The organism is Streptomyces sp. NPDC059255, from assembly GCF_042752355.1.
Taxonomy (GTDB): Bacteria; Actinomycetota; Actinomycetes; order Streptomycetales; family Streptomycetaceae; genus Streptomyces.
On sequence record NZ_JBHYZP010000016.1, the window covers coordinates 101,897 to 121,527 of the forward strand.

General features: G+C 71.0%; 22 protein-coding genes. 11 read left to right on the forward strand and 11 right to left on the reverse strand.

The window, feature by feature from the left end:
* Nucleotides 1-44 precede the first annotated feature (44 nt).
* Nucleotides 45-497 carry an Lrp/AsnC family transcriptional regulator gene (locus ACFXKG_RS20110; protein ID WP_384840487.1) on the forward strand — a complete coding sequence of 151 codons (453 nt, stop codon included), beginning with the start codon at nt 45-47 and terminating at the stop codon, nt 495-497.
* Between the two features lie 245 nt (nt 498-742).
* Complete coding sequence (locus ACFXKG_RS20115; protein ID WP_384840490.1) at nt 743-1,498, forward strand: hypothetical protein; 756 nt, start codon at nt 743-745, stop codon at nt 1,496-1,498.
* Nucleotides 1,499-1,568: 70 nt separating this feature from the next.
* On the opposite strand, the gene ACFXKG_RS20120 is transcribed toward ACFXKG_RS20115, so the two are convergent.
* The gene (locus ACFXKG_RS20120; RefSeq protein ID WP_384840493.1) at nt 1,569-1,931 is read right to left on the reverse strand and encodes a DoxX family protein; all 363 of its coding nucleotides are present in this window, start codon (nt 1,929-1,931) and stop codon (nt 1,569-1,571) included.
* Between the two features lie 105 nt (nt 1,932-2,036).
* Between ACFXKG_RS20120 and ACFXKG_RS20125 the strand changes: the two genes are divergently transcribed.
* Nucleotides 2,037-2,414, forward strand: coding sequence for a winged helix-turn-helix transcriptional regulator (locus tag ACFXKG_RS20125; RefSeq protein ID WP_384840496.1), 378 nt, complete (start codon nt 2,037-2,039; stop codon nt 2,412-2,414).
* 19 nt (nt 2,415-2,433) lie between these two features.
* Here the strand turns inward: ACFXKG_RS20125 and ACFXKG_RS20130 are convergent, their stop codons facing one another.
* A complete protein-coding gene (locus ACFXKG_RS20130; RefSeq protein WP_384840499.1) occupies nt 2,434-2,562 on the reverse strand; it encodes a hypothetical protein in 129 nt (42 codons plus the stop codon).
* 296 nt (nt 2,563-2,858) lie between these two features.
* Here ACFXKG_RS20130 and ACFXKG_RS20135 point away from each other — a divergent pair, with 296 nt between their 5' ends.
* Complete coding sequence (locus ACFXKG_RS20135) at nt 2,859-4,445, forward strand: asparagine synthase-related protein (RefSeq protein WP_384840502.1); 1,587 nt, start codon at nt 2,859-2,861, stop codon at nt 4,443-4,445.
* A gap of 26 nt (nt 4,446-4,471) precedes the next feature.
* Here the strand turns inward: ACFXKG_RS20135 and ACFXKG_RS20140 are convergent, their stop codons facing one another.
* The 3 genes from ACFXKG_RS20140 to ACFXKG_RS20150 form a co-directional block, all read right to left on the reverse strand.
* Nucleotides 4,472-5,005, reverse strand: a complete 534-nt coding sequence (locus ACFXKG_RS20140) for a GNAT family N-acetyltransferase (protein WP_384840704.1) — start codon at nt 5,003-5,005, stop codon at nt 4,472-4,474.
* An 80-nt stretch (nt 5,006-5,085) separates the two neighbouring features.
* Complete coding sequence (locus ACFXKG_RS20145; protein WP_384840505.1) at nt 5,086-5,358, reverse strand: DUF397 domain-containing protein; 273 nt, start codon at nt 5,356-5,358, stop codon at nt 5,086-5,088.
* Nucleotides 5,340-6,182, reverse strand: coding sequence for a helix-turn-helix transcriptional regulator (locus tag ACFXKG_RS20150; RefSeq protein WP_384840509.1), 843 nt, complete (start codon nt 6,180-6,182; stop codon nt 5,340-5,342). The genes ACFXKG_RS20145 and ACFXKG_RS20150 overlap by 19 nt, the downstream gene beginning before the upstream one ends.
* A gap of 173 nt (nt 6,183-6,355) precedes the next feature.
* Between ACFXKG_RS20150 and ACFXKG_RS20155 the strand changes: the two genes are divergently transcribed.
* The 3 genes from ACFXKG_RS20155 to ACFXKG_RS20165 are packed head-to-tail and all read left to right on the forward strand — an operon-like array spanning nt 6,356 to nt 7,883.
* Entirely contained in the window at nt 6,356-6,535 is a 180-nt protein-coding gene (locus tag ACFXKG_RS20155) for a hypothetical protein (protein ID WP_384840513.1), read from the forward strand.
* A gap of 13 nt (nt 6,536-6,548) precedes the next feature.
* On the forward strand, nt 6,549-7,169 hold the full coding sequence (locus ACFXKG_RS20160; protein WP_384840516.1) for a hypothetical protein: 621 nt from the start codon (nt 6,549-6,551) through the stop codon (nt 7,167-7,169).
* A gap of 54 nt (nt 7,170-7,223) precedes the next feature.
* Nucleotides 7,224-7,883, forward strand: a complete 660-nt coding sequence (locus ACFXKG_RS20165) for a PhzF family phenazine biosynthesis protein (protein ID WP_384840520.1) — start codon at nt 7,224-7,226, stop codon at nt 7,881-7,883.
* Between the two features lie 34 nt (nt 7,884-7,917).
* Here the strand turns inward: ACFXKG_RS20165 and ACFXKG_RS20170 are convergent, their stop codons facing one another.
* Both ACFXKG_RS20170 and map read right to left on the reverse strand, forming a co-directional pair.
* Complete coding sequence (locus tag ACFXKG_RS20170; protein WP_384840523.1) at nt 7,918-8,589, reverse strand: heme oxygenase (biliverdin-producing); 672 nt, start codon at nt 8,587-8,589, stop codon at nt 7,918-7,920.
* A 197-nt stretch (nt 8,590-8,786) separates the two neighbouring features.
* On the reverse strand, nt 8,787-9,644 hold the full coding sequence (gene map, locus ACFXKG_RS20175; protein WP_384840526.1) for a type I methionyl aminopeptidase: 858 nt from the start codon (nt 9,642-9,644) through the stop codon (nt 8,787-8,789).
* Between the two features lie 95 nt (nt 9,645-9,739).
* On the opposite strand from map, the gene ACFXKG_RS20180 reads away from it, so the two are divergent.
* On the forward strand, nt 9,740-10,015 hold the full coding sequence (locus ACFXKG_RS20180; protein WP_384840707.1) for a hypothetical protein: 276 nt from the start codon (nt 9,740-9,742) through the stop codon (nt 10,013-10,015).
* 18 nt (nt 10,016-10,033) lie between these two features.
* On the opposite strand, the gene ACFXKG_RS20185 is transcribed toward ACFXKG_RS20180, so the two are convergent.
* The gene (locus ACFXKG_RS20185; RefSeq protein WP_384840529.1) at nt 10,034-11,434 is read right to left on the reverse strand and encodes an MFS transporter; all 1,401 of its coding nucleotides are present in this window, start codon (nt 11,432-11,434) and stop codon (nt 10,034-10,036) included.
* A 96-nt stretch (nt 11,435-11,530) separates the two neighbouring features.
* Nucleotides 11,531-12,142, reverse strand: coding sequence for a hypothetical protein (locus ACFXKG_RS20190; RefSeq protein WP_384840532.1), 612 nt, complete (start codon nt 12,140-12,142; stop codon nt 11,531-11,533).
* Nucleotides 12,143-12,247: 105 nt separating this feature from the next.
* On the opposite strand from ACFXKG_RS20190, the gene npdG reads away from it, so the two are divergent.
* A complete protein-coding gene (npdG, locus tag ACFXKG_RS20195) occupies nt 12,248-12,982 on the forward strand; it encodes an NADPH-dependent F420 reductase (RefSeq protein WP_384840534.1) in 735 nt (244 codons plus the stop codon).
* A gap of 52 nt (nt 12,983-13,034) precedes the next feature.
* On the opposite strand, the gene ACFXKG_RS20200 is transcribed toward npdG, so the two are convergent.
* The gene (locus tag ACFXKG_RS20200) at nt 13,035-14,441 is read right to left on the reverse strand and encodes a hydrolase (RefSeq protein ID WP_384840537.1); all 1,407 of its coding nucleotides are present in this window, start codon (nt 14,439-14,441) and stop codon (nt 13,035-13,037) included.
* Nucleotides 14,442-14,637: 196 nt separating this feature from the next.
* Here ACFXKG_RS20200 and ACFXKG_RS20205 point away from each other — a divergent pair, with 196 nt between their 5' ends.
* Nucleotides 14,638-14,886, forward strand: a complete 249-nt coding sequence (locus ACFXKG_RS20205; protein ID WP_384840709.1) for a hypothetical protein — start codon at nt 14,638-14,640, stop codon at nt 14,884-14,886.
* Between the two features lie 66 nt (nt 14,887-14,952).
* Here the strand turns inward: ACFXKG_RS20205 and ACFXKG_RS20210 are convergent, their stop codons facing one another.
* Nucleotides 14,953-15,750, reverse strand: a complete 798-nt coding sequence (locus ACFXKG_RS20210) for a site-2 protease family protein (RefSeq protein ID WP_384840540.1) — start codon at nt 15,748-15,750, stop codon at nt 14,953-14,955.
* 284 nt (nt 15,751-16,034) lie between these two features.
* Between ACFXKG_RS20210 and ACFXKG_RS20215 the strand changes: the two genes are divergently transcribed.
* A complete protein-coding gene (locus tag ACFXKG_RS20215; RefSeq protein WP_384840543.1) occupies nt 16,035-19,571 on the forward strand; it encodes a BTAD domain-containing putative transcriptional regulator in 3,537 nt (1,178 codons plus the stop codon).
* Nucleotides 19,572-19,631: the final 60 nt, after the last annotated feature.

A 19,631-nucleotide genomic window follows, 5' to 3' on the forward strand; every position in this document is an offset into this window, starting at 1 on the left:
CGTATTTACTCCATGATCGCCTCAAGTGAGGGAGAATCTCCCTCATGGACGCCCTGGACCGGAAAATTCTCACCGAGCTGCAAGTGGACGGGCGCCTGACCGTCACCGAGCTGGCCAGACGCGTAGGGCTCAGCGTCTCGCCCTGCCACCGCCGCGTACGCGACCTCGAACGCGAGGGCGCGATCCGCGGCTACCGCGCCGTGGTCGACCCGCCCACCGTCGGCCTGAACTTCGAAGCCCTCGTCTTCGCCACCCTGCGCTGGGAGGACCCCGGCACCGTCACCTCCTTCGAAGAAGCCGTGACGGCCATCCCCCAGGTCATCCAGGCCCAGCGCCTCTTCGGCGAACCCGACTACCTTCTGCGCGTCGCGACCGCCGATCTGGCCGCCTACCAGCGGCTCTACGACCAGCAGTTCGCCCGTCTGCCCGGCATCCAGCGCCTGACGTCCACCATCGTCATGAAGAACGTCGTCCAGGACCGCCCCCTGCCCGAATGATCACCAGCAGCCGCCGGCAGGACAGCGAGCGGGGCCGGCTGTGGCGATTGCCGCGGGAGGAGGGGGTGTTGCCGGTGACCACGTACTGGCGCACGAAACCTGACGTTGGGGCAGGCGGCGCCGTTGCTTCCGACGTCACGCCCCAACGGGCAGCGAACAGTACCCTTACGGTCCCTGTCGTCGAGCACGCTCGCTGTCTACACATGTATCGTAGGCCGCCTACGTATACCAGAAGGTTTCGTCGCATGCATGCACACGATTCAGCCAAGGCTCCGGACCGGACGAAACCGCAGCTCTCCGCTTCCCGTACCCCATCGAGCGCGCCCAGTCCGGCGGCGCTTTCTCAAGGAGCCGCTCTCACGCCGGGTGCTGTGACGGCGCTTCAGCAGAGCGCGGGAAACGCGGCCTTCTCGCTCGCTCTGCAGCGGCAGACACACGGTGCGGGCCATGGACGATCCGCGCCCGTGCAGCGCGCCTTCGGCGCCGGCGTGCAGCGCGCCCCGGACAGCGACAAGCACTCCCCGGAGTACACCCATGTCGCCATCGACAAGCAGGACGTGGGCCTCGACCAGCTACGCCTCTCGCTCAACACGAACGGCCTCAAGACAGCCGCGAGCCTCGAAATCAAACTCTCCGCGGGCAGCGAGAAGATGGGGCACCACGAGCATGTCTTCATGTGGGATGCCACGGTCAAGGGGCTCAAGGGTGTTACGGGAATCGTCGAGGGCGTCGGACAGGACAGCGTCGTCAATGTAAAAATCCGCATGCTGGATCTGAGCGAACCCGGATTGTTCTCGAAAGGCACCTTGAAGGGTGACCAGCCCACCGGGCTGGGCGGCAAGTCGAAAAACGGCGCGTGGGCGCACGAGGGCGACATCCCCCGCAAGTACCTGTTCATCGAAGGGCTCGATCAGCCCAATCAGTCCGGCTTCAAGGACTGGCTCGCCGGTAAAGGGTGGCCCAACGACCACGCCAAACAGTTTGAGCCCGCGTCCGTTTAAGAATCGGAGACCTTCGCGCAGACGTCGCGCAGGGCAGTCCTCCGCCCGACGCCCGCGCGCAATGGGCCGCTCAGAACGCCGTGGCCAGCCACGCCGCGGCCACGGCGAGGAGGATCAGCGGCACGTTCAGGCCGGTCTCCTTGACCTCGCCGCGCGACAGGTGAAGAGCCGCCGCCAGGATCTGCAGGACCGCGAAGCCGGCCGCGGCCGCGATCGCGAGGACCGGCGCGATGCCCGTCAGCGGCGGCAGGATCAATCCGGCCGCACCGAGTATCTCCACGGCCCCGATGAGCCGCACGACCGGCATCGGGACGGTGTCGACCCAGCCCATCATCGGCGCGAGCTGCTCCTGGCTCTGCGTGATCTTCCGCCCGCCGGCGAAGAGATACATGAGACCCAGCAGTACGGCAACGATCCAGTACGCGACAACCACGGTGAAACCCCCAATAGTTACTGCTTGTAGGTAGGCCCATGATGGGTCACCCTCGAAGGGCTTACAAAAGGCACAACCTTGTGCCTTGGTGACACCGGGAGCACGATGTCGCAGTACGAGAAGACCTGCCTGATCCGAGGCGACGGCGGCCGTGCCGTCCGGGGCATCCTCGACCGCATCGGCGACAAGTGGACCCTTCTCGTGGTCGCGACCCTCCACGGCGAACGCATGCGCTTCACCGAACTGCTGCGCCGCATCCCCGGCATCTCGCAACGGATGCTGACGCTGACCCTGCGGCGTCTGGAACGCGACGGCCTCGTCGGGCGCACGGTCTTCGCCGAGGTGCCGCCGCGAGTCGAGTACGAACTCACCCCGATGGGCAGCACCCTGATCGAACCCGCGGTGACACTGGCCCAGTGGGCCGTCGAGCACAACCCCGACATCGAACGCAGCCACGACGCCTACGACTCCCGCGAACGCTGACTGCCTTACCGGGCGCGGGTCACGGGCGTACGATCCGGCCCCGCGCGGTGCCTTCGACGGCCGCCACATACGCCCGGTCCACCTCGGAGACGGGCGTGCCGGCGGCCCCGTCCGCGCCCATGGCCAAGCCGTCAAACGACTGTCCCACGAGGCGACCTGGCCAGGGTTCGCTACGTTCGGTAGTCTCGTTGTCTCAATCGGTAATGCTCTGGTTCACGGAAGGGCGATACACATGACACGTGATTTCACGCCTCCCCCGCGACGGCGTCGGATCTTCGAGGACCTGTTCGCCACGAAGGCGGTCCGGCGCGTCCAGAGTGCGGCCGAAACCCACGAATACAAGAAGGAGCAAGGCTCTTCGGACGGTGGGCACACCTACGACACGACCAAAGTCTGACCAGAACCGCATACCCCACTCCCTGGGGTGCTGGTGTCTCCGGATCCATGGCTGGAGAGATCGTGCTCAAACTACGTCTCACTCCGTATGCGGACATCACGTGGCAGTGGCTGGGTGATCGGTACCGGACCGGTGACCATCGGAGTGAATTCACGCCCTACGAGCATCCGATGGTCGAGTGTCTGGCGGTGACGGATGGAGAGCGATCCCTGTTGATGGTGCGGGAACGCGTGGCGGGGCGGTCTCGGTGCGAGCCGTTGGTCCGCGAGGTGTCCACCCGGGAGTACGACCGTGCCCGCGAGTTGGCGGAGCAGTGGCCGGGGGACTACGCCTTGGTGGAGACCGCCCCGGACGAGCCGGTGCAGGTCACGGCTGGGGCCTGTCGCACCACCCCGCTCTACCTCGCTCATGACACCGTCAGCCTGCATGCCTCTTGGGATATGGGGGATCTTCGGTCGTACGCGCACGGCATCAACCACAAGGAGGCGGCACGCCTCATGTTGTACCGGCCGCGTTACAGCACCGACACCCTGTTCACCGGGATTCACCGGCTCACAGAGCGGGCCAGGGCCTACTTTGGTGGCCACCTCTTCGTGCGCTATCCGGAGCCGGCTCTGCATACCGGTTCCCGGGAGCTTGTGCCGGGAGCCGATGTGCTGGGCGCCTTCATGCGGGTGCTCGACGATGCTTTGGACGCGCGTCCCCTGGACCCGGACCGTACTCTCTTCCATCTCACGGGCGGTTTTGACTCGGGCACCGTCGCGACACGAGCCGCCGAACGCTTCCCCGGACGGCTCAGCACCGCAGCCTTGTTGATCGGTGGGTCCGGCAGGGAACAACAGATGCGGCGTCGGGCGGAGATGCGAGCCGCAGTGCCGTTCGGAGCTGCGGACGAGTTGATCGACGCCATGACAGACCTGCCCTTGCACCCTGCTTGCCTGCGGGTGAGCGGCGCGGCGATCAGCCCGTACGAGGACCCGCTGCACCACCCTTTCGTCCTCCTGACGGACCGGATCGCAGCCACAGGCGCACACACCGTGGTCACCGGGCTGGGTGGCGACGAGATGGTGGCGCTGACCCAGGAGGAGTATCCACACCGGGCGGCGGGGTCGATGGAAGACGCTGGCTCCCTGCTCTGGATCGGCCGACGGGTCGGTGAGCTAGCCGAGTTCGGTGACGACGGAATCGCGCCACCGGCTTCGGTGAACAGCATGACGCTGCTCTCCTTGGAGAGCGCTGCGCCGGTCCTGCTGCGGGCGGGCCTTTGGCCTCTGCATCCGTTCGCCGACCCCGACATGGTGGCGCTGGGCGAGGCCCTGCCGATGGACTGGCGTGAACTCAAGCAACTTCAGCGTCGACGTCTGGCTTCTCTCGGGATGAGTAGCGACGTGACCTTGCCGACGGAACGCGAGAGCTTTGCCGAAGTTGTTCAGCACGCTCTGATCACGCATGGAGCGGGATTGCTGCGCGACATGCTGAATTCCGGTTCGGCCCTCTTCGAAGCAGGCCTCGTTGACCCGGACGGTCTGCGTGCGGGGTTGAAGGCGTTGAATCACGACCAATACGATGAAATGCGGCACTCGCAACTGATCGAGGTCATCCATCTGCATCTGGCCACTGTGGCGTACTTGTAAGCCGTTTGGTCTAGGGGCCTCGGCCGTCACGGTGCGGAAGGTGCGACCAGTCCCTTGAAGCGGTCCTCCAGGTCCTTGATGCGCTCAGCGCGACGACCCATCAGATACATGGGGCCGTGGGTCTTCTGCATCTCGTGGATCAGCGTGAATTTCTGCCGCTGGTAGTACGACACCAGCCCCGTGGAACGACATCCGCGACGTACCCACAGCTTGCCCGATTTCGCGGCGCGGTCGACCGCCCATAGCGCGATGAGGGTTCCCGGCTTCGATGAGGCGGTCTCGGGGTGTGTGATTGTGGTGTAAAGGTAGAACGCCGGTTCGGCCAGTTCCTCTTCGGTCCAGGCCATGGGAGGCGTCGACTCCAACAAGGTTGTGCACCCGACCGGTCGACCATCCGCTTCCAGCACGTACATGGCGCCATCGGGGTTCTGTGTCTGTACGCTGACGCTTTTCACATCGGCACGCCAACTCGGCAGTCCTCGCTCCTCCAACCAGCCAGACCGGGCGAGCACGATGTCACTGACTGCGTCGGCGTCCTCCGCACAGGCCGGGCGGATCATGAACTTCACAGTGCCTCCTGAAGCGCGGGAGAGCGGAATCGAATAGGTCCCACTCTCCCACTGGCGTGGCGTGAGGAAGTTCAGTGGGCGTGGAGCGTGTCCGAGCGCAGCGCCTCGACGAACGAGGTGAAGGCCCCCGCCGGGAAGAGAAGGGCGGGGCCTTCGGGGTGCTTGGAGTCGCGTACAGGGACGGTGCCGGGGAGGTTGAGGGCGGCTTCGACGCACGCACCGCCGTCGCCGTTGCTGTACGAACTCGTCCGCCAGGCCGCAGCGGCTTCCACGCACTGGCCGCCGTCCTGGTTGCTGTATGAGCTCTTGCGCCACCGGACAGCGCTCAGGTCGTTGGATCGCACGACACTTCCTCCAACATCCTCATGATGAACTTCCGTGAGTCGGCCGGCGAGAGAGCCAGATCACGGGCGAGATCGTACCTGAGCTGCAACCTCTCGACGGATCCCGTCGCCTCGATGAGTTCCCCCGAATATCCGGTCTCCACCCATGCCACGGTACGGCCGTCCGTGCCCCGGAGGAACATGGTGTCGGTATTTGACAGAGCGTGAGGGCCGACAGTGTGTGGCAGAACCTGGATCATGACTCTCTGACGCTCGCCCATGGTCAGCAGATGCTCAAGTTGGGTCCGCCATTCGTCAGCATCATCCAGTGGGGTGCGCAGCACGGTTTCGGACAGCATGGTGCGGAACGGTGGCGCGTCATCGCCCTCCAGCAACGCCCGACGCCCTATGCGCGCTTGGACCTGTTTCGTCAGCTCGGCGCCGGTGATGCCGCCCGCAGTGAGGAGCGCCCGTGCGTACCCTTCCGTCTGGAGCAGGCCAGGGAGGACGCACACCGCGTAATGCGACAGGCTCACCGCCTCCGACTCCAGGAACATGTATCGCCGGTACCGCTCCTTGAACTGAGTGGGGTCCGCCATCGCCAGTTCCCACAGCGTCAGCAACAGACCCGGCGTCCCGTAGTGCTGGTCCAGTGCCTGGGCGACCTCCGGGCCGCCGAGGGTGTCGCCGCTTTCCATTTTGCCGAACAGGGACGAGTCCCAGCCCAGTACGTCGCCGAGTTGACGCAGGCTGTCGCCCTTCTCGGCGCGTAGCCGGCTGAGTTCTTCCGTGAACCGCCTGCGCGGCTCCTGGCTCCGTCCCGTGATGACCCGCCTGGGTGGCATCGCACTGCCCTCTCGTCGAAGGTGCCGAATTACCGGAACGTGGCCACGACTTACCTTCCGCCGGCGGCAATTGAGCCAATTTCCGGGTGCATTCTCGTAGTTGTACGAGTACGCACGGTAATTCACCGCCCGGTTCCTCAACAGACCGTTGGCGACAAGTAGACAGGTGTCCGATGGCCCCTAACCAGGAGGTCCCGCCCGTGGCCGGCTGCGACGTGTGCGGCTGGTGGGCGAAGCGGCGGGAGAACGCCCGGCGCGGGATCGGGGAGGCGACCGCCGAGGAGTGCGACCGGCAGATCGCCGCGCATCCGCACCTCAGGCGGTTCGGGGCGCCGTGCTGTGGGCGGGGATGAGGTGGGCGCCGGGGTGGGCGGGGCCCGTGTGTACGTGGTGACCGTCGTCGCCGAGGGGCCGGTGTCGGGGCCCGTGGCCGGGGCGGTGGACGGGGGTGTCGTACGGTTCGTGCTCGGCGCCCGGCGGATGTACACGCCCGAGGGGGCTCTGAGCTGGCTGCGGGAGCAGGCCCATCGGGTCGCCGACGGGCTCGATCCCGATCCGTACGCCGCCTGGTTGCCCGCTGCCCGGCCGGATTCCGCGCCGGGGGCGGGCGTGCTGGTCGCCGTGGCCCCGTACGTACCGGACGTGCCCACGGCCCTGCGGAACTGGTGCGACGACCACCGGCAGGAGGGGGGCCGCGCTGCGGCGGCTCGTCGCCGGGGAACGGCTGGTGGTGGGCGCCGCCGATCACTCGGGGCGGTACACGCTCACCGCCGAGCCCACCACGGTCGTCGCCCGGCGCCGCTGCGGTGCGCCCCGGCGCCGGTGGTGGTGGCCCTTCCGGCCGTTGCGCCGCTCCGGGCGGCACGCGCGTACGGGAACGACGGAGGGCGGGGAACATTGAGGTGGCTGGAAGCGCTCGCCGTCACCTTGAGCGCCGTCCTCGGGATTCTCGTCATCGCCGTCATGGCGTGCGTACGCGGCGGGTGATGTTTGAATGCCTGGGTGACTGCTACTTCGACTGATGCGGCTGCGACCGTGACCGTGGCTGAGATCGACGTGCTCAGCGTCTTCTGCGGGGCCGACGGCCGGCACGGCAACCTGCTCGGCGTCGTCCGCGAGGGGCGGCACCACCCCGACCGGGCGGGCCGGCAGGCCCTCGCCGCCGAACTCGGCTACAGCGAGACCGTGTTCGTCGACGACCCCGACCGGGGCGTGGTCGACATCTACAGCCCCGGACTGCGGCTGCCGTTCGCCGGGCACCCGCTCGTCGGCGCGGCCTGGCTGCTCGACCTGGAGGCCGTCAACCCGCCCGCCGGGGAGGTGTGGGTGCGCCAGGACGGCGAGTTCACCTGGATCACCGCGCGCCCCGAATGGGCGCCGCCGCGCACCCTGGAGCAGTACGCCTCCGCCGCCGAGGTCGACGCGCTGCCCGCGCCGCCGCCCGGCGAGGGGTGGCTGTACGCCTGGGCCTGGGAGGACGAGGCCGCCGGGCGGGTCAGGGCGCGGGCCTTTCCGCGCCGGGGCGACGGCATCGTCGAGGACGAGGCGACCGGTGCCGCCGCGCTGCTGCTCACGGCGCGGCTCGGCCGGGCGCTGAACATCACGCAGGGCCGGGGCTCCCAGCTCATCACCGCCCCCGGCCCCGACGGGACCATCGAGCTCGGCGGGCGCGTCCGGCTGCTCTCCGAACACATCCGCTGAGCCCGTTCCCGTATGCCCATGGCTACGACTACGGCTACGCGCTCAGCGGGAACTCCGCGCCCAGCTCCCGGAACACCGCCCCGTTGAAGTCGAAGGCGCGCTTGCACTCGTCGATGATCCGCTGCTTCTCCAGGTCGTCCGCCGCGACCGCGTCCAGCAGCTCCCGGTACCCCCGCTTGAACGCGGCCGGGTTGGCGATGCCCTCGAAGACGTAGAACCGCACGCCGTCGCCCTTGCGGGAGAAGCCCCAGGTCTTCTCCGCCTTGTCGCGGATGATCTGGCCGCCGGAGAGGTCCCCCAGATAGCGCGTGTAGTGGTGTGCCACGAAACCGCCGGGCCACTCGCGCGCGCACTCCTCCACCCGCGCCGCGTACGCGGCCGTCGCGGGCAGCGGCTCAAGGCCCGTACGCCAGTCGGCGCCCCGCAGATGCGCCAGATCGCGCTCCAGCTCCGGGGTGCGCGCCAGCTCGTTCCGTATGAAGGGCCCGGCGACCGGGTCCTCTCTCAGCCTCTCCGAGGCGCCCTCCAGCGCCCGGTACACGAACCACAGCTGCTCCGTGTAGCGGGTGAAGGCGTCCACCCCGAGCCGTCCGCCGAGCAGGTCGCTCATGAAGGTCGACGTCTCCGCCTCCGTGTGCTGCTGGTGCGAGGCGACCCGGATCAGCGTGGAGAACGGGGTCGCGGCGGTGGTGGCGGTTGCGTCCAAGGCGGGCCTCCGGAGACCGAGGGGACGGGCGTACGGGACGAGGGGGGAAACGGGGGTGGCGGCAGGCACCGCCCTCACCGATACTCTTACTTAGGCTTACCTAAGTCAATGGGTTCCCGACGTCCTGTCGGTAAAAACGCTACCCCGGGATCACCGGAGGGCAACCTCGGGATTTCGTTACCGTACGTGTCCGCGTGTCAGGGCAGCGTGAGGATCTCCGCGCCCGTCTCCGTCACCACCAGCGTGTGCTCGAACTGCGCGGTCCGCTTCCGGTCCTTCGTCACCACGGTCCAGCCGTCGGCCCACATGTCGTGCTCGTACGTACCGAGAGTGAGCATCGGCTCGATCGTGAACGTCATGCCCTGCTCGATCAGCGTGGTGGCGTGCGGGCTGTCGTAGTGCGGGATGATCAGGCCGGAGTGGAAGGACGAGTTGATCCCGTGCCCGGTGAAGTCCCGGACCACGCCGTAGCCGAACCGCTTGGCGTACGACTCGATGACCCGCCCGATCACATTGATCCTGCGCCCCGGCCGTACCGCCTTGATCGCGCGGGCCAGCGCCTCGCGCGTCCGGTCCACCAGGAGCTTCGACTCCTCGTCCACGTTGCCGCAGAGGTAGGTGGCGTTGTTGTCGCCGTGCACCCCGTTGATGTACGCGGTGACGTCCAGGTTGACGATGTCGCCGTCCTGGAGCACGGTCGAGTCCGGGATCCCGTGGCAGATGACCTCGTTGACCGAGGTGCAGAGCGACTTGGGGAAGCCCCGGTAACCGAGCGTCGAGGGGTAGGCCCCGTGGTCGCACATGAACTCGTGCGCGACCCGGTCCAGCTCGTCCGTGGTCACCCCCGGCGCGATGTACTTCGCCGCCTCCTCCATGGCCTGCGCGGCGATCCGCCCGGCGATCCGCATCAGCTCGATCGTCTCGGCGGACTGCACCTCCGGCCCGGTGTACGGGGTCGGAGCGGGCTTCCCGACGTACTCGGGGCGCCGGATCTTTCCGGGGACGGAACGGGCGGGAGAGATCTCCCCTGGTACGAGCAGCGACTGGCCAGACATACCGGCGAGTCTATGGCAGGGCTCAACCGGCCCAGGTGGGGCAGCATGACGTCAGAGGTCCGAGGCCAATGGCCAGCCAGAGGAAGGAGCCGATGATGGCCCTGTTCAAGAGGCGCACGGTCGGTAAGCCCGGCGAGTGGTACTACTGCCTGGTGCACCAGAAGGTGGAGGAGGGGCCGGAGTGCCCTGCCAAGGACCGCTTCGGGCCGTACCCGAACCGCCAGGAGGCGGAGCACGCGATGGCGACGGCGCGGGAACGGAACCTGGAGTGGGAGACGGACCCGCGCTGGCACGACGCGTCGAAGAGCGGCCCGGACGGGGCTGACGGGGCTGCCGGGGCCGCAGGGGAGGGCCCCCGCGCGGGAGGGTAGTTCCGCCCGCCGCCGCGCTCAGGGCGCCGCCGTCTCCGTGGCGGTCCCGCCAGCCGCGTCCGGTGCCGTCTCGGCGCCCGCGTCCGGAGCCGCCCCGGGAGCCGTCCCCGGAGCCGCGCCGCCCGTGCCCCGCGCCGTCGACGCCTCCTTCTGGGCGCGGCGGCGCAGCGCGTCCTCGTCCGTGTCCGCGTCGTACGTCACCAGCTTCGGCAGCACCGCCGTCAGCAGCCCCACCGCCGCCACGCACGCCACCCCGCCGCCCCAGATCGCCGGCCGGGTGCCCGTCCAGCCCGCCATCGCGCCCGCGCGCACCTGGCCCAGCTGCGGGCCGATGCTGTACGAGAGCACCTCGATGCCCGCGAGCCTGCCGCGCAGCTCGTCCGGGATCGTCTGGTTCCAGATGGTCGAGCGGCCCAGGCCGCTCAGCGTGTCGCCCATGCCCGCGAGGGCCAGGCAGGCCAGCACCAGCCAGATGTTCGAGAACCACCCGGCGGCCGTCATCGCCAGGCCCCACCCGGCCGCGCCGCACACCACGAAGAGGCCGTGGCGTCGGACCCGTGAGGTCCAGCCGCTGGTCAGGCTGAGTATCACCGAGCCGATCGCGCCCGCCGCGTACATCAGCCCGAGCGACCAGGGCGCGTCCAGTTCGTCGGCGAGGAACGGGAAGATCGTGTTCGGGAAGGCGAAGAACATCGCGGCCAGGTCGATCGCGTACGTCCCCAGCAGCACCGGCCGGCTCCACGCGTAGCGCGCGCCCTCCGCGATGCCGCGCAGCGACGGGCGTTCCGCGTCGTGCGCGGCGGGCGCGGGCGACAGGCGCACGCACAGGAGTACGGAGGCGGTGAAGCCCAGGATCGTGATCCCGTACGCCGTGGCGTGTCCGGCGTACGCGACGACCACGCCCGCCAGCGACGGGCCCGCGATCGTGCCGAGCTGCCAGCGCGCCGCGTTGAGCGCCGCGGCGGCGGTGAGCTGGTCGTGCGGGACGATCCGGGCCATCAGCGAGTCCAGCGCGGGCCGCTGGAGCCCGGCGAGTGCGGAGACCCCGGCGGCCACGACGTAGAGCGGCCACAGCAGCGGCTCCGGCAGCAGGGCGTTCACCAGCAGGACGGCGGCGAGCACGCCGAGCCCGGCCTCGGTGAACAGGATGACGCGGCGCCGGTCGACGGCGTCGGCGAGAGCCCCGCCGTACAGCCCGAAGACGATCAGCGGCACCAGCTCCACGGCGCCCATCGCGCCCACGGCGAGCGGGGATCCGGTGAGATCCTTGATCTGGAGCGGCAGGGCGATCATCGCCATGAAGCTGCCGAAGGTCGTCACCAGACCCTGCACCCAGAGCAGCCGGAACTCCCGTGAGGAGCGCAGCGGCGTGAGGTCCGGCAGGATCGAGCGGATCGATCGGAGAGGGGCTGAGGTCACGAGAGGCCATGGTGCGTGGCAGGGAGGTGCCACGGCAACCCGGTTACGGGAGCGGCCTCATGGCGGCGTTACGGGAGGGGGCTCATGGCGGCGCGGTCACCAGCGGGCGGGCGGCGGGGCGGTCAACTGGTCGGCCAGGCGTGACAACCGGTCCCGGAAGCGGCGCCGGCCGCGCGGCGCGGGCAGGCTGTTCTCACCGGTGGCCGCGGCCACGAGATGCTGCACGGAGTCGAGGTCCACGCCGTGCGCCGCGTCCGCCGCGGCCACCGTCAGCGCGTCGTGCGCCAGCCCGCGTACGTCCGCGTCGCCGCCGTCCAGCGACAGCACCGTGGCCCCGGCGCGTCGCGCGTCGTGCACCCGCTCCAGCAGCCCGCCGTCCGGCCGTTCCGGCGCCACGACGAGCAGCGTCTCGCCCCGGCCCGCCGCCTCCAGACGGCCCAGCCCGACGGCGAGATGCGCCGGGTCGCCGGGGCGCACCCGGTGGCGTACGAGGGTGGGGTTCAGCTCCGGCTGGCCCGACCAGGCCGCCTCGTCCACGAGATGCGCGGCGAGGTGCCACGGCTCGTACGCCTCGGTCCCGACCAGCAGCAGCCCGCCGCCCTGCGGTACGACGGAGGAGCGCAGCGTCCCCGCGAACCGCCGGGTCGCGGACGGCCACTCCGTACCGGTGAGGACTTCACGCAGCAGTGCGACGCGTACGGCATCCATGGGCCCGCATCCTGCCGCAGTACGGCGCCGGGCGTGGCCGGTCCCGGCGGCTCTCACCCGATCGGGGCCGACCGGCGTCCGGTTACCGCCCCGTAGAGTTCGACCATGACTTCAACGGACAGTGCCGGAACCTCCCCGAACCGGCCGGAAGAGCCCGCCAAGCCCGCCGCCAAGGACCCGTGGGACCTCCCCGATGTCTCCGGGCTGGTCGTCGGTGTGCTGGGCGGCACAGGACCGCAGGGCAAGGGGCTCGCCTACCGGCTGGCGAAGGCCGGACAGAAAGTGATCATCGGGTCCCGGGCCGCCGAACGCGCCGAGGCGGCGGCGGCCGAACTGGGCAACGGCGTCGAGGGCGCGGACAACGCCGACTGCGCCCGCCGCAGCGACATCGTCATCGTCGCCGTGCCGTGGGACGGGCACGCCAAGACGCTGGAGTCGCTGCGCGGCGAACTGGCGGGGAAGCTGGTCGTCGACTGCGTCAACCCGCTCGGCTTCGACAAGAAGGGCGCGTACGCCCTGAAGCCCGAGGAGGGCAGCGCCGCCGAACAGGCCGCCGCCCTGCTGCCGGACGCGCGGGTGACCGCCGCCTTCCACCACCTCTCCGCGGTGCTCCTCCAGGACCCGGAGGTCGAGCGGATCGAGACGGACGTGATGGTGCTGGGCGAGGCGCGCGCGGACACCGATCTCGTCCAGGCGCTGGCGGGCCGTATCCCGGGCATGCGCGGGGTCTTCGCGGGGCGGTTGCGCAACGCCCACCAGGTGGAGTCGCTGGTGGCCAACCTGATCTCGGTGAACCGCCGGTACAAGGCGCACGCGGGGCTGCGGGTCACGGACGTCTAGCGTCCGTCGGCCGCGGGCCGCCGGACGGGCGGCCCGCGGTCGACAGACGGTGTCAGACGATCAGTTTGAGGGCATCAAGTGACAGGTCCGGGCTCAGAGTGCCGCCGAACTTGTACCCACCGGGATCCGTGCACGCCTTCTCGTGCCACCCCTGCGTGGCGACCAGCGTGGTGACGCAGACGCTGCCCTCGCCGATGCTGATCGCCAGCCCGCGCATGAACACGCCCTTGTCCGGGGCGCCGATGTACAGGTCCTTCAGGTTGTCGGCGCCCTTCCAGGCGGGCTCCCAGTCGGTCTTCTCGATGTACCCGTTGGCGGACATCCCGTTCGTGCCGGACACCGCGATGTTGATGCTCTCGATGGGCCGGCTCTGGCCTTCCGTGCCTGAGGGGAGGCCGTCGCAGACCGGATCCTGCCAGCCGGTGCTGCGCACGTAGGCCCGGTAGCAGATGTGCCGGCCCGGGGACCGCTCGTTCAGCGCGGTCACGGCGACCGCCGCCGTGTTCTCCTGAGGCTCGGGCGGCGCCTCTTCCTTCTCGCCGCCGCCCCCGCCCGCGCCCCCGTCGCCGTCCTTCTCGGGCTCGGGCGCCGACTTGCTCACGGACACGCTGGGCGCCGGGGCGGGCGGTTCGGCCGAGGGCAGGCTCGGCGGCGCGGGGGACTCCGCCGTGGGTATCGAACTGGCGGCGGCCGACTGGGGTATCTCCTTCGCGAGGCTGCGCAGCGCGGGCTGGTACGCGAACCAGAGCACCGCGAGGGTGATCGCCAGCGCGAGGAGGATGCTCAGCAGGGTGGCGACCCAGAGCGGCAGGAAGCCCCGCTGCACGTACGTGCCGTCCGTGCCGAGCGGAGTCGTTCCCGAGCGCTGCAACGCCAGGGTGTACGGCCGCTCCTGCTTCTGGCCGAGCCAGATGATCTGCCGCGGCTTGAGCTTCGCGTCCACGAACGCGGCGCGGCCCGGCTCGATCTGCACGCTGGCGGGGGTGAGCTCGTACGAGAGCGAGTCGCCGTTGTCGCTGCCCGAGAGGGAGGCGGTGAGGCTGGTGTTGCCGAGGTTGTCGATGGCCAGCTTGGGCCGGCCGCGGAACCGCCCCCTGACCGTCGGCGGGACCAGTTCCGTCCGTACCTCGGTGAAGGGCGTGAACGTGATGTTGCCCTCGGTCACCGTCGTGGAGTCGGTCTGCTCCGTCGGGACGATCTGCACCCCGTACGGATGCGGACCGGCGGTCGCGTCCGGGGTGCGCGGCGGCGCGAACGTGAGCTGAAGGGTTCCCGTGGTCCCCGGAAAAAGCCGGATCGAGGAGGGTTCGACGGTGACGTACGGGGCAACATCACCGACGGGCACGAAGCTGAATTCGTCGACCACATCGCCGGTGTTCCGCACATTCAGCCGCACCGTGGTCGTGTCGCCGGGGGCCACCGTGGTGGACGCGGGCTCAAGAGAAGTCCAGAGGCTCACGCGCTGACGTTAGCCGGGGAGCCGGTTCCCGTCAGGAAGCCCAAGGGCGGACATTCCTGCCCCCCGCGACCGGGAAGTCTGCCTTCCGTCTCCTTCCGACTCCTGTCCCGGCATGCCCCTACCCGCGGGTAGGGGAGCGGGTGCCCGGGGGCGTCCGCAGGTGTCCGCGGGGGCGTCCGTGCGCGGGCCGGCGGGTCTGGGGGAGACTGGGACCGTCGTACGACACCCACCCCGGGACACCCACCCCCGACAGGAGCCGACCCGCATGCCCCGCCTCGCTCTCTACGCCCTCGCCCTCTGCGCCCTGACCGTGGCCGCGGCCGTGGTCTCCTTCGCCCAGGGCAGCTGGCTCGGTGTCGTGTGGGTGCTGCTCGCGGGGCTCTCGTCCAACATGGCGTGGTACTACGTCCGCAAGGCGAAGGCGGAGCGGGCGGCACAGCCGTAGAGCAGCACGCGCCGCGTCGGTACGGCACGCTCCGCCTCCTGGAGTCTCCTGGAGCCCCCTGGGGCGTCACGCTCCGCAGATGTACTCCTGCCGGCTCGTCCAGAAGGTGAAGAGGTTGCGCCCGCAGTACGTCTCCAGCTCCGAGACGCCCAGGGCGCGCATCAGCGCGTGGATGCCGTCGAAGAACGCGCCGTTCACCTCGGGGATGAAGAGCACGACGAAGACGGCGAGCAGTCCGAACGGCGCGAACGGCTCCACCTGGCGGCGGATCTTGTGGGAGAGCCACGGCTCGATCACCCCGTACCCGTCCAGACCCGGCACCGGCAGGAAGTTCAGCAGCGCCGCCGTGACCTGGAGAAGGGCGAGGAAGCCGAGCGCGTAACGGAAGGACATGGGGACGCCGGACAGGGCGTCCAGCCAGAACGGCGCCGTGCAGACGATCGCGAACAGCACGTTCGTCAGCGGGCCGGCCGCCGAGATCAGGCTGTGCTTCCAGCGGCCCCGGATACGGCCCCGCTCGATGAAGACCGCCCCGCCCGGCAGCCCGATCCCGCCCATGATCACGAAGATCACGGGCAGCACGATGCTCAGCAGCGCGTGCGTGTACTTGAGCGGGTTGAGCGTCAGATAGCCCTTGGCGCCGATCGAGATGTCGCCGCTGTGCAGCGCGGTGCGGGCGTGCGCGTACTCGTGCAGACAGAGCGAGGTGATCCAGGCGCCCGTGACGAAGAGGAAGACGCCGATCCTGATGTCCGCGGCGAAGTCGGTCCACACCGCCCAGCCGGAGACCGCCGTGACGGCGACGATGCCCAGGAAGACGGGGGAGATACGCCGGTCGCTGTTGCGGGAGGTGACGGTGGACATGGGCGGGGCTCCCCAGGGGACGGGATCGGCGGGTCGGGCGGCAGGGCGGGAGCGTGTGGCGTGCGGCCGGAGATCTCCCCGACCGTACCGCTGCCCTTTCCCGAACGTCCGACACGCGGAAAACGTCTCGCCTCCCGGCACGGTTCCGGGGAGTCTGGACCCATGGCGCAGAGGACGATCCGGTACGACGAGGGGCGGCGGCTCCCTTCGCTGGTGCGCCTGCCCCCGAGCCGGTCGGTGGATGCGGGGCGGTTCCGCTGAGCGCCGTCCCGGACAATGGGCCCATGCGTCCGCGCTACCGCGTTCTCGGTCCCACCCTCGCCCTGCGTGCCGACGGCACCCCCGCCGCCCTCGGCGGCGCCCGGCTGCGCGCGCTGCTGACCGTGCTGGCGCTGCGGCCCGGCCGTACCGTCCCGGTCGGCGCGCTCGTCGCGGAGGTCTGGGACGGCGAGCCGCCCGCCGACGCGGTCGGCGCGCTCCAGGCCCTGGTCGGGCGGTTGCGCCGGGCCCTCGGCGCCTCCGCCGTGGCCTCGGAGAACGGCGGCTACCGGCTCCGCGCCGACGAGGACGACGTGGACCTCCACCGCTTCGGCGCGCTCGCCCGCGAAGGCGCGCGGGCGCTGGAGGCGGGCGACGCCGCCCGGGCGGCCCGGCTGCTCGACGACGCGCTCGCGCTCTGGCGGGGACCCGCGCTGGCCGACCTCCCCGACCGTGCGACGGAGGCGGCCCGCTGGGAGACCCGGCGCACCGAGGCGCGCCGGGCCCGGTCGGCCGCCGCGCTCGCGCTGGGCCGCGCGGCGGAGGCCCTGCCCGAGCTGGCCGCGCTCTGCGGTGAGTTCCCGCTCGACGAACCCCTTCAGGCGCTGCGGATCCGGGCCCTGCGGGACGCGGGGCGCCCGGCGGCCGCGCTGGCCGCCTACGGCGAGGTGCGCCGCGCTCTCGCGGAGCGGCTGGGCGCGGACCCGGGCCCGGAGCTGCGCGGCCTCCACGAGGAGCTGCTGCGCGGCGGGGACGCCCGGGGTAGCCACGGCGGAGGCACTCCGGCGCCCGCGCCATCGATGAACGGATCGTCCGCGGTGCCGGTGAATGGCGCGTCCGGGGCATCGGTGAACGGATTGTCCGGGGCGTCGGTGAACGGCGTCCGGCTGAACGGTGACCGGCCGGACGGTGCCCGGGTGAACGGGGCCGGGCGCCCCGGGAACCTCCGCGCCCGGCTGACCAGCTTCGTCGGGCGCGAGGCCGACATCGAGGCGATACGCGGCGACCTGGGCCGCGCCCGGCTCGTCACCCTGCTCGGGCCGGGCGGCGCCGGGAAGACCCGGCTCTCGCAGGAGGCCGCCGAGCTGATGGCGGAGGACTGGCCCGACGGTGTCTGGCTGGCCGAGCTGGCTCCCGTCAACGATCCGGCGACGGTCCCCGAGGCCGTACTCAGCGCCCTCGGCGCGCGCGAGACCGTACTGCGCGGGGCCGGGGCCGAGGAACTGCGCGCCGTCGACCGGCACGCCGGCGAACCGCTCGTGCGGCTCGCCGAGCACTGCGCCCGCCGCCGCATGCTGCTCCTGCTCGACAACTGCGAGCACGTGATCGGCGCCGCGGCCGTCCTCGCCGACGAGCTTCTCGCGCACTGCCCCGGGCTGACCGTCCTGGCGACCAGCCGGGAGGCGCTGGGGGTGCCGGGCGAGGTGGTGCGCCCGGTGGAGCCGCTGCCGCCGGACCCGGCGCACCGGCTGTTCGCGGAGCGCGGGCGCGCGGTACGGGCCGGGTTCGACCCGGCGGACGACCCGGGGGCGGTGGCGGAGATCTGCCGCCGGCTGGACGGGCTGCCGCTGGCGATCGAGCTGGCGGCGGCGCGGCTGCGGCTGCTGACGCCGCGCCAGATCGCCGACCGGCTCGACGACCGCTTCCGGCTGCTGACGAGCGGGAGCCGGACCGTACTGCCGCGCCAGCAGACCCTGCGCGCCGTCGTGGACTGGTCCTGGGAGCTGCTGGACGGCCCGGAACGCGCCGTGCTGCGGCGGCTCTCCGTCTTCACGGGCGGCTGCGACCTCACGGCCGCGGAGTTCGTCTGCGCCGACGACACCGAAACCGGAACCGGCAGCGGCACCGAAACGGGCACCGGCACGGGCACCGGCACCGGCACTGCCGGGTCTGTCGTGGGTGCCCGGGACGTCGCCGCGCTGCTGGGCTCCCTCATCGACAAGTCCCTCGTCGTCGCCACCCCCGCGAGCGACGGCACCATGCGCTACCGGCTGCTGGAGACCGTCGCGGAGTACACCGCCGAACGCCTCGACCGGTCCGCCGGGGCCGGGGGATCCGGCGCAGGCGAGGGAGGGGAGCGCGCCGCCACCGAGCGACGGCATCTCGTCCACTACCGGGAGCTGGCCCGCACCACCGACGTCGCGCTGCGCGGCCCCGGCCAGCAGGCCGCCATACGCCGCCTCCAGCAGGAGTACGAGAACCTGCGCACCGCGCTGCGCCGCGCCGTGGCCGCCGGTGACGAGCAGGAGGCGCTCTGTCTGGTGCTCTCCCTCAGCTGGTTCTGGCAGATGCTCGACCTGCGCCCCGACGTCTGCCAGTGGGCCAGGGCCGCCTCGGCACTCGGCCCCGACCCGTTCGTCCCGCCGGGGGAGCCCGCCCCGCCGATCCTGACGCGCTGTACGGACGCGCCGCCGCCCATGAGCCCCGACCTGCTCCAGGAGGCGCGGCGTCAGGTGTGGCTGGTCGAGATGGCCACCCAGGACCACAACGTGGGTACCTGGATGGCCCCGGAACAGCAGGACCGGCTCCGTGTGGTGGCCACCGTCTACCGGCCGGGGCTGCCGCAGACCTGCCGCTTCCCCGCCACCCTGTGGTTCTTCGCGATCATGCTCACCGGGGACGCCGACGACCTGCGCCTGATGCTGGACGGGACGGTGCGCGCCTGCGAGGAGTTCGGTTACGAGTGGGAGCTGGCCAGCGCGCTCCAGATGCGGGCCAACGTGCTCGCCAACCGCGCGGCCTGGGCGGGCGACGCGCGCGGGGACGCCGACCGGAGCCTGGCGATCTACGAGCGGCTCGGCGACCGCTGGGGTACCGCCGAGGCGCTCTCCGCCCGGGGCGAGGCCCTGGAGAAACACGGCGAACACGCCCTGGCCGCGGCGGACTACGCGGCGGCCATCGGCCACGCCGAGTGGCTGGGCGCGCGCGGCCAGGTCGCCCTGCTCCGCGCCCGCCTCGCCGGGACGATGTTCGAGACGGGCCAGGGCGACGAGGGCGAGCGCATCCTCCGCGAGGTGATGGCCGACGAGCCGGACTCCGTGCACGAGGCGATGCCCGCCGCCCGCCTCTTCCTCGCCCTGTGGCTGGGCCGCACCGGACGCCGCGACGAGGCCAGGGAGCAGATGCACCAACTGCTCTACACGTTCCGCTCCGAGACCCTGGCCATGTTCCAGGGCATGGTGCAGAGCGTCTTCGCCTGGCTGGACTGCGCGGACGGCCGGTACGCCGAGTCGCTGGTGGGCAGCCGGGCCGCCCTGGAGTCGGCGCTGTCCCCGCTGTCGATGATGGTCGCGCCGGAGATGCCCGCGGTCCATCTGCTGACGGCCGCCTGGGCGCTGGGCGGGCTCCCCGCCGCCGAAGGAGGCCGGGGCCGGGACGCCGCCCGGCTGCTCGGCGCGTACGAGGCGCTGCTCCCCGCCCGTCATCACCCGAACTCCCTGGAGCGGGAGATGTCCGCCGCCGCCGAGGCGGCGACGCGCGCCGTCCTCGACGGTCCCGCGTTCGACGCCGCGCGGGCCGAGGGCGCCGGCCTCTCCCTGGAGGAAGCCGTCGCCCTCGTCTGATCCGCGCCGTCGCCGCGGGTCCGTTCCGTTCGCGGTGCCTCACCCCCCGGCGCGCCCGGC

Coding starts and splice junctions, on each gene's coding strand:
- ACFXKG_RS20110 (WP_384840487.1), top strand. CDS start 45: ATGGACGCCCTGGACCGGAAAATTCTCACCGAGCTGCAAGTGGACGGG.
- ACFXKG_RS20115 (WP_384840490.1), top strand. CDS start 743: ATGCATGCACACGATTCAGCCAAGGCTCCGGACCGGACGAAACCGCAG.
- ACFXKG_RS20125 (WP_384840496.1), top strand. CDS start 2,037: ATGTCGCAGTACGAGAAGACCTGCCTGATCCGAGGCGACGGCGGCCGT.
- ACFXKG_RS20135 (WP_384840502.1), top strand. CDS start 2,859: ATGGCTGGAGAGATCGTGCTCAAACTACGTCTCACTCCGTATGCGGAC.
- ACFXKG_RS20140 (WP_384840704.1), bottom strand. CDS start 5,005: ATGATCCGCCCGGCCTGTGCGGAGGACGCCGACGCAGTCAGTGACATC.
- ACFXKG_RS20150 (WP_384840509.1), bottom strand. CDS start 6,182: ATGCCACCCAGGCGGGTCATCACGGGACGGAGCCAGGAGCCGCGCAGG.
- ACFXKG_RS20155 (WP_384840513.1), top strand. CDS start 6,356: ATGGCCCCTAACCAGGAGGTCCCGCCCGTGGCCGGCTGCGACGTGTGC.
- map (WP_384840526.1), bottom strand. CDS start 9,644: ATGTCTGGCCAGTCGCTGCTCGTACCAGGGGAGATCTCTCCCGCCCGT.
- ACFXKG_RS20180 (WP_384840707.1), top strand. CDS start 9,740: ATGGCCCTGTTCAAGAGGCGCACGGTCGGTAAGCCCGGCGAGTGGTAC.
- ACFXKG_RS20190 (WP_384840532.1), bottom strand. CDS start 12,142: ATGGATGCCGTACGCGTCGCACTGCTGCGTGAAGTCCTCACCGGTACG.
- npdG (WP_384840534.1), top strand. CDS start 12,248: ATGACTTCAACGGACAGTGCCGGAACCTCCCCGAACCGGCCGGAAGAG.
- ACFXKG_RS20210 (WP_384840540.1), bottom strand. CDS start 15,750: ATGTCCACCGTCACCTCCCGCAACAGCGACCGGCGTATCTCCCCCGTC.
- ACFXKG_RS20215 (WP_384840543.1), top strand. CDS start 16,035: ATGCGTCCGCGCTACCGCGTTCTCGGTCCCACCCTCGCCCTGCGTGCC.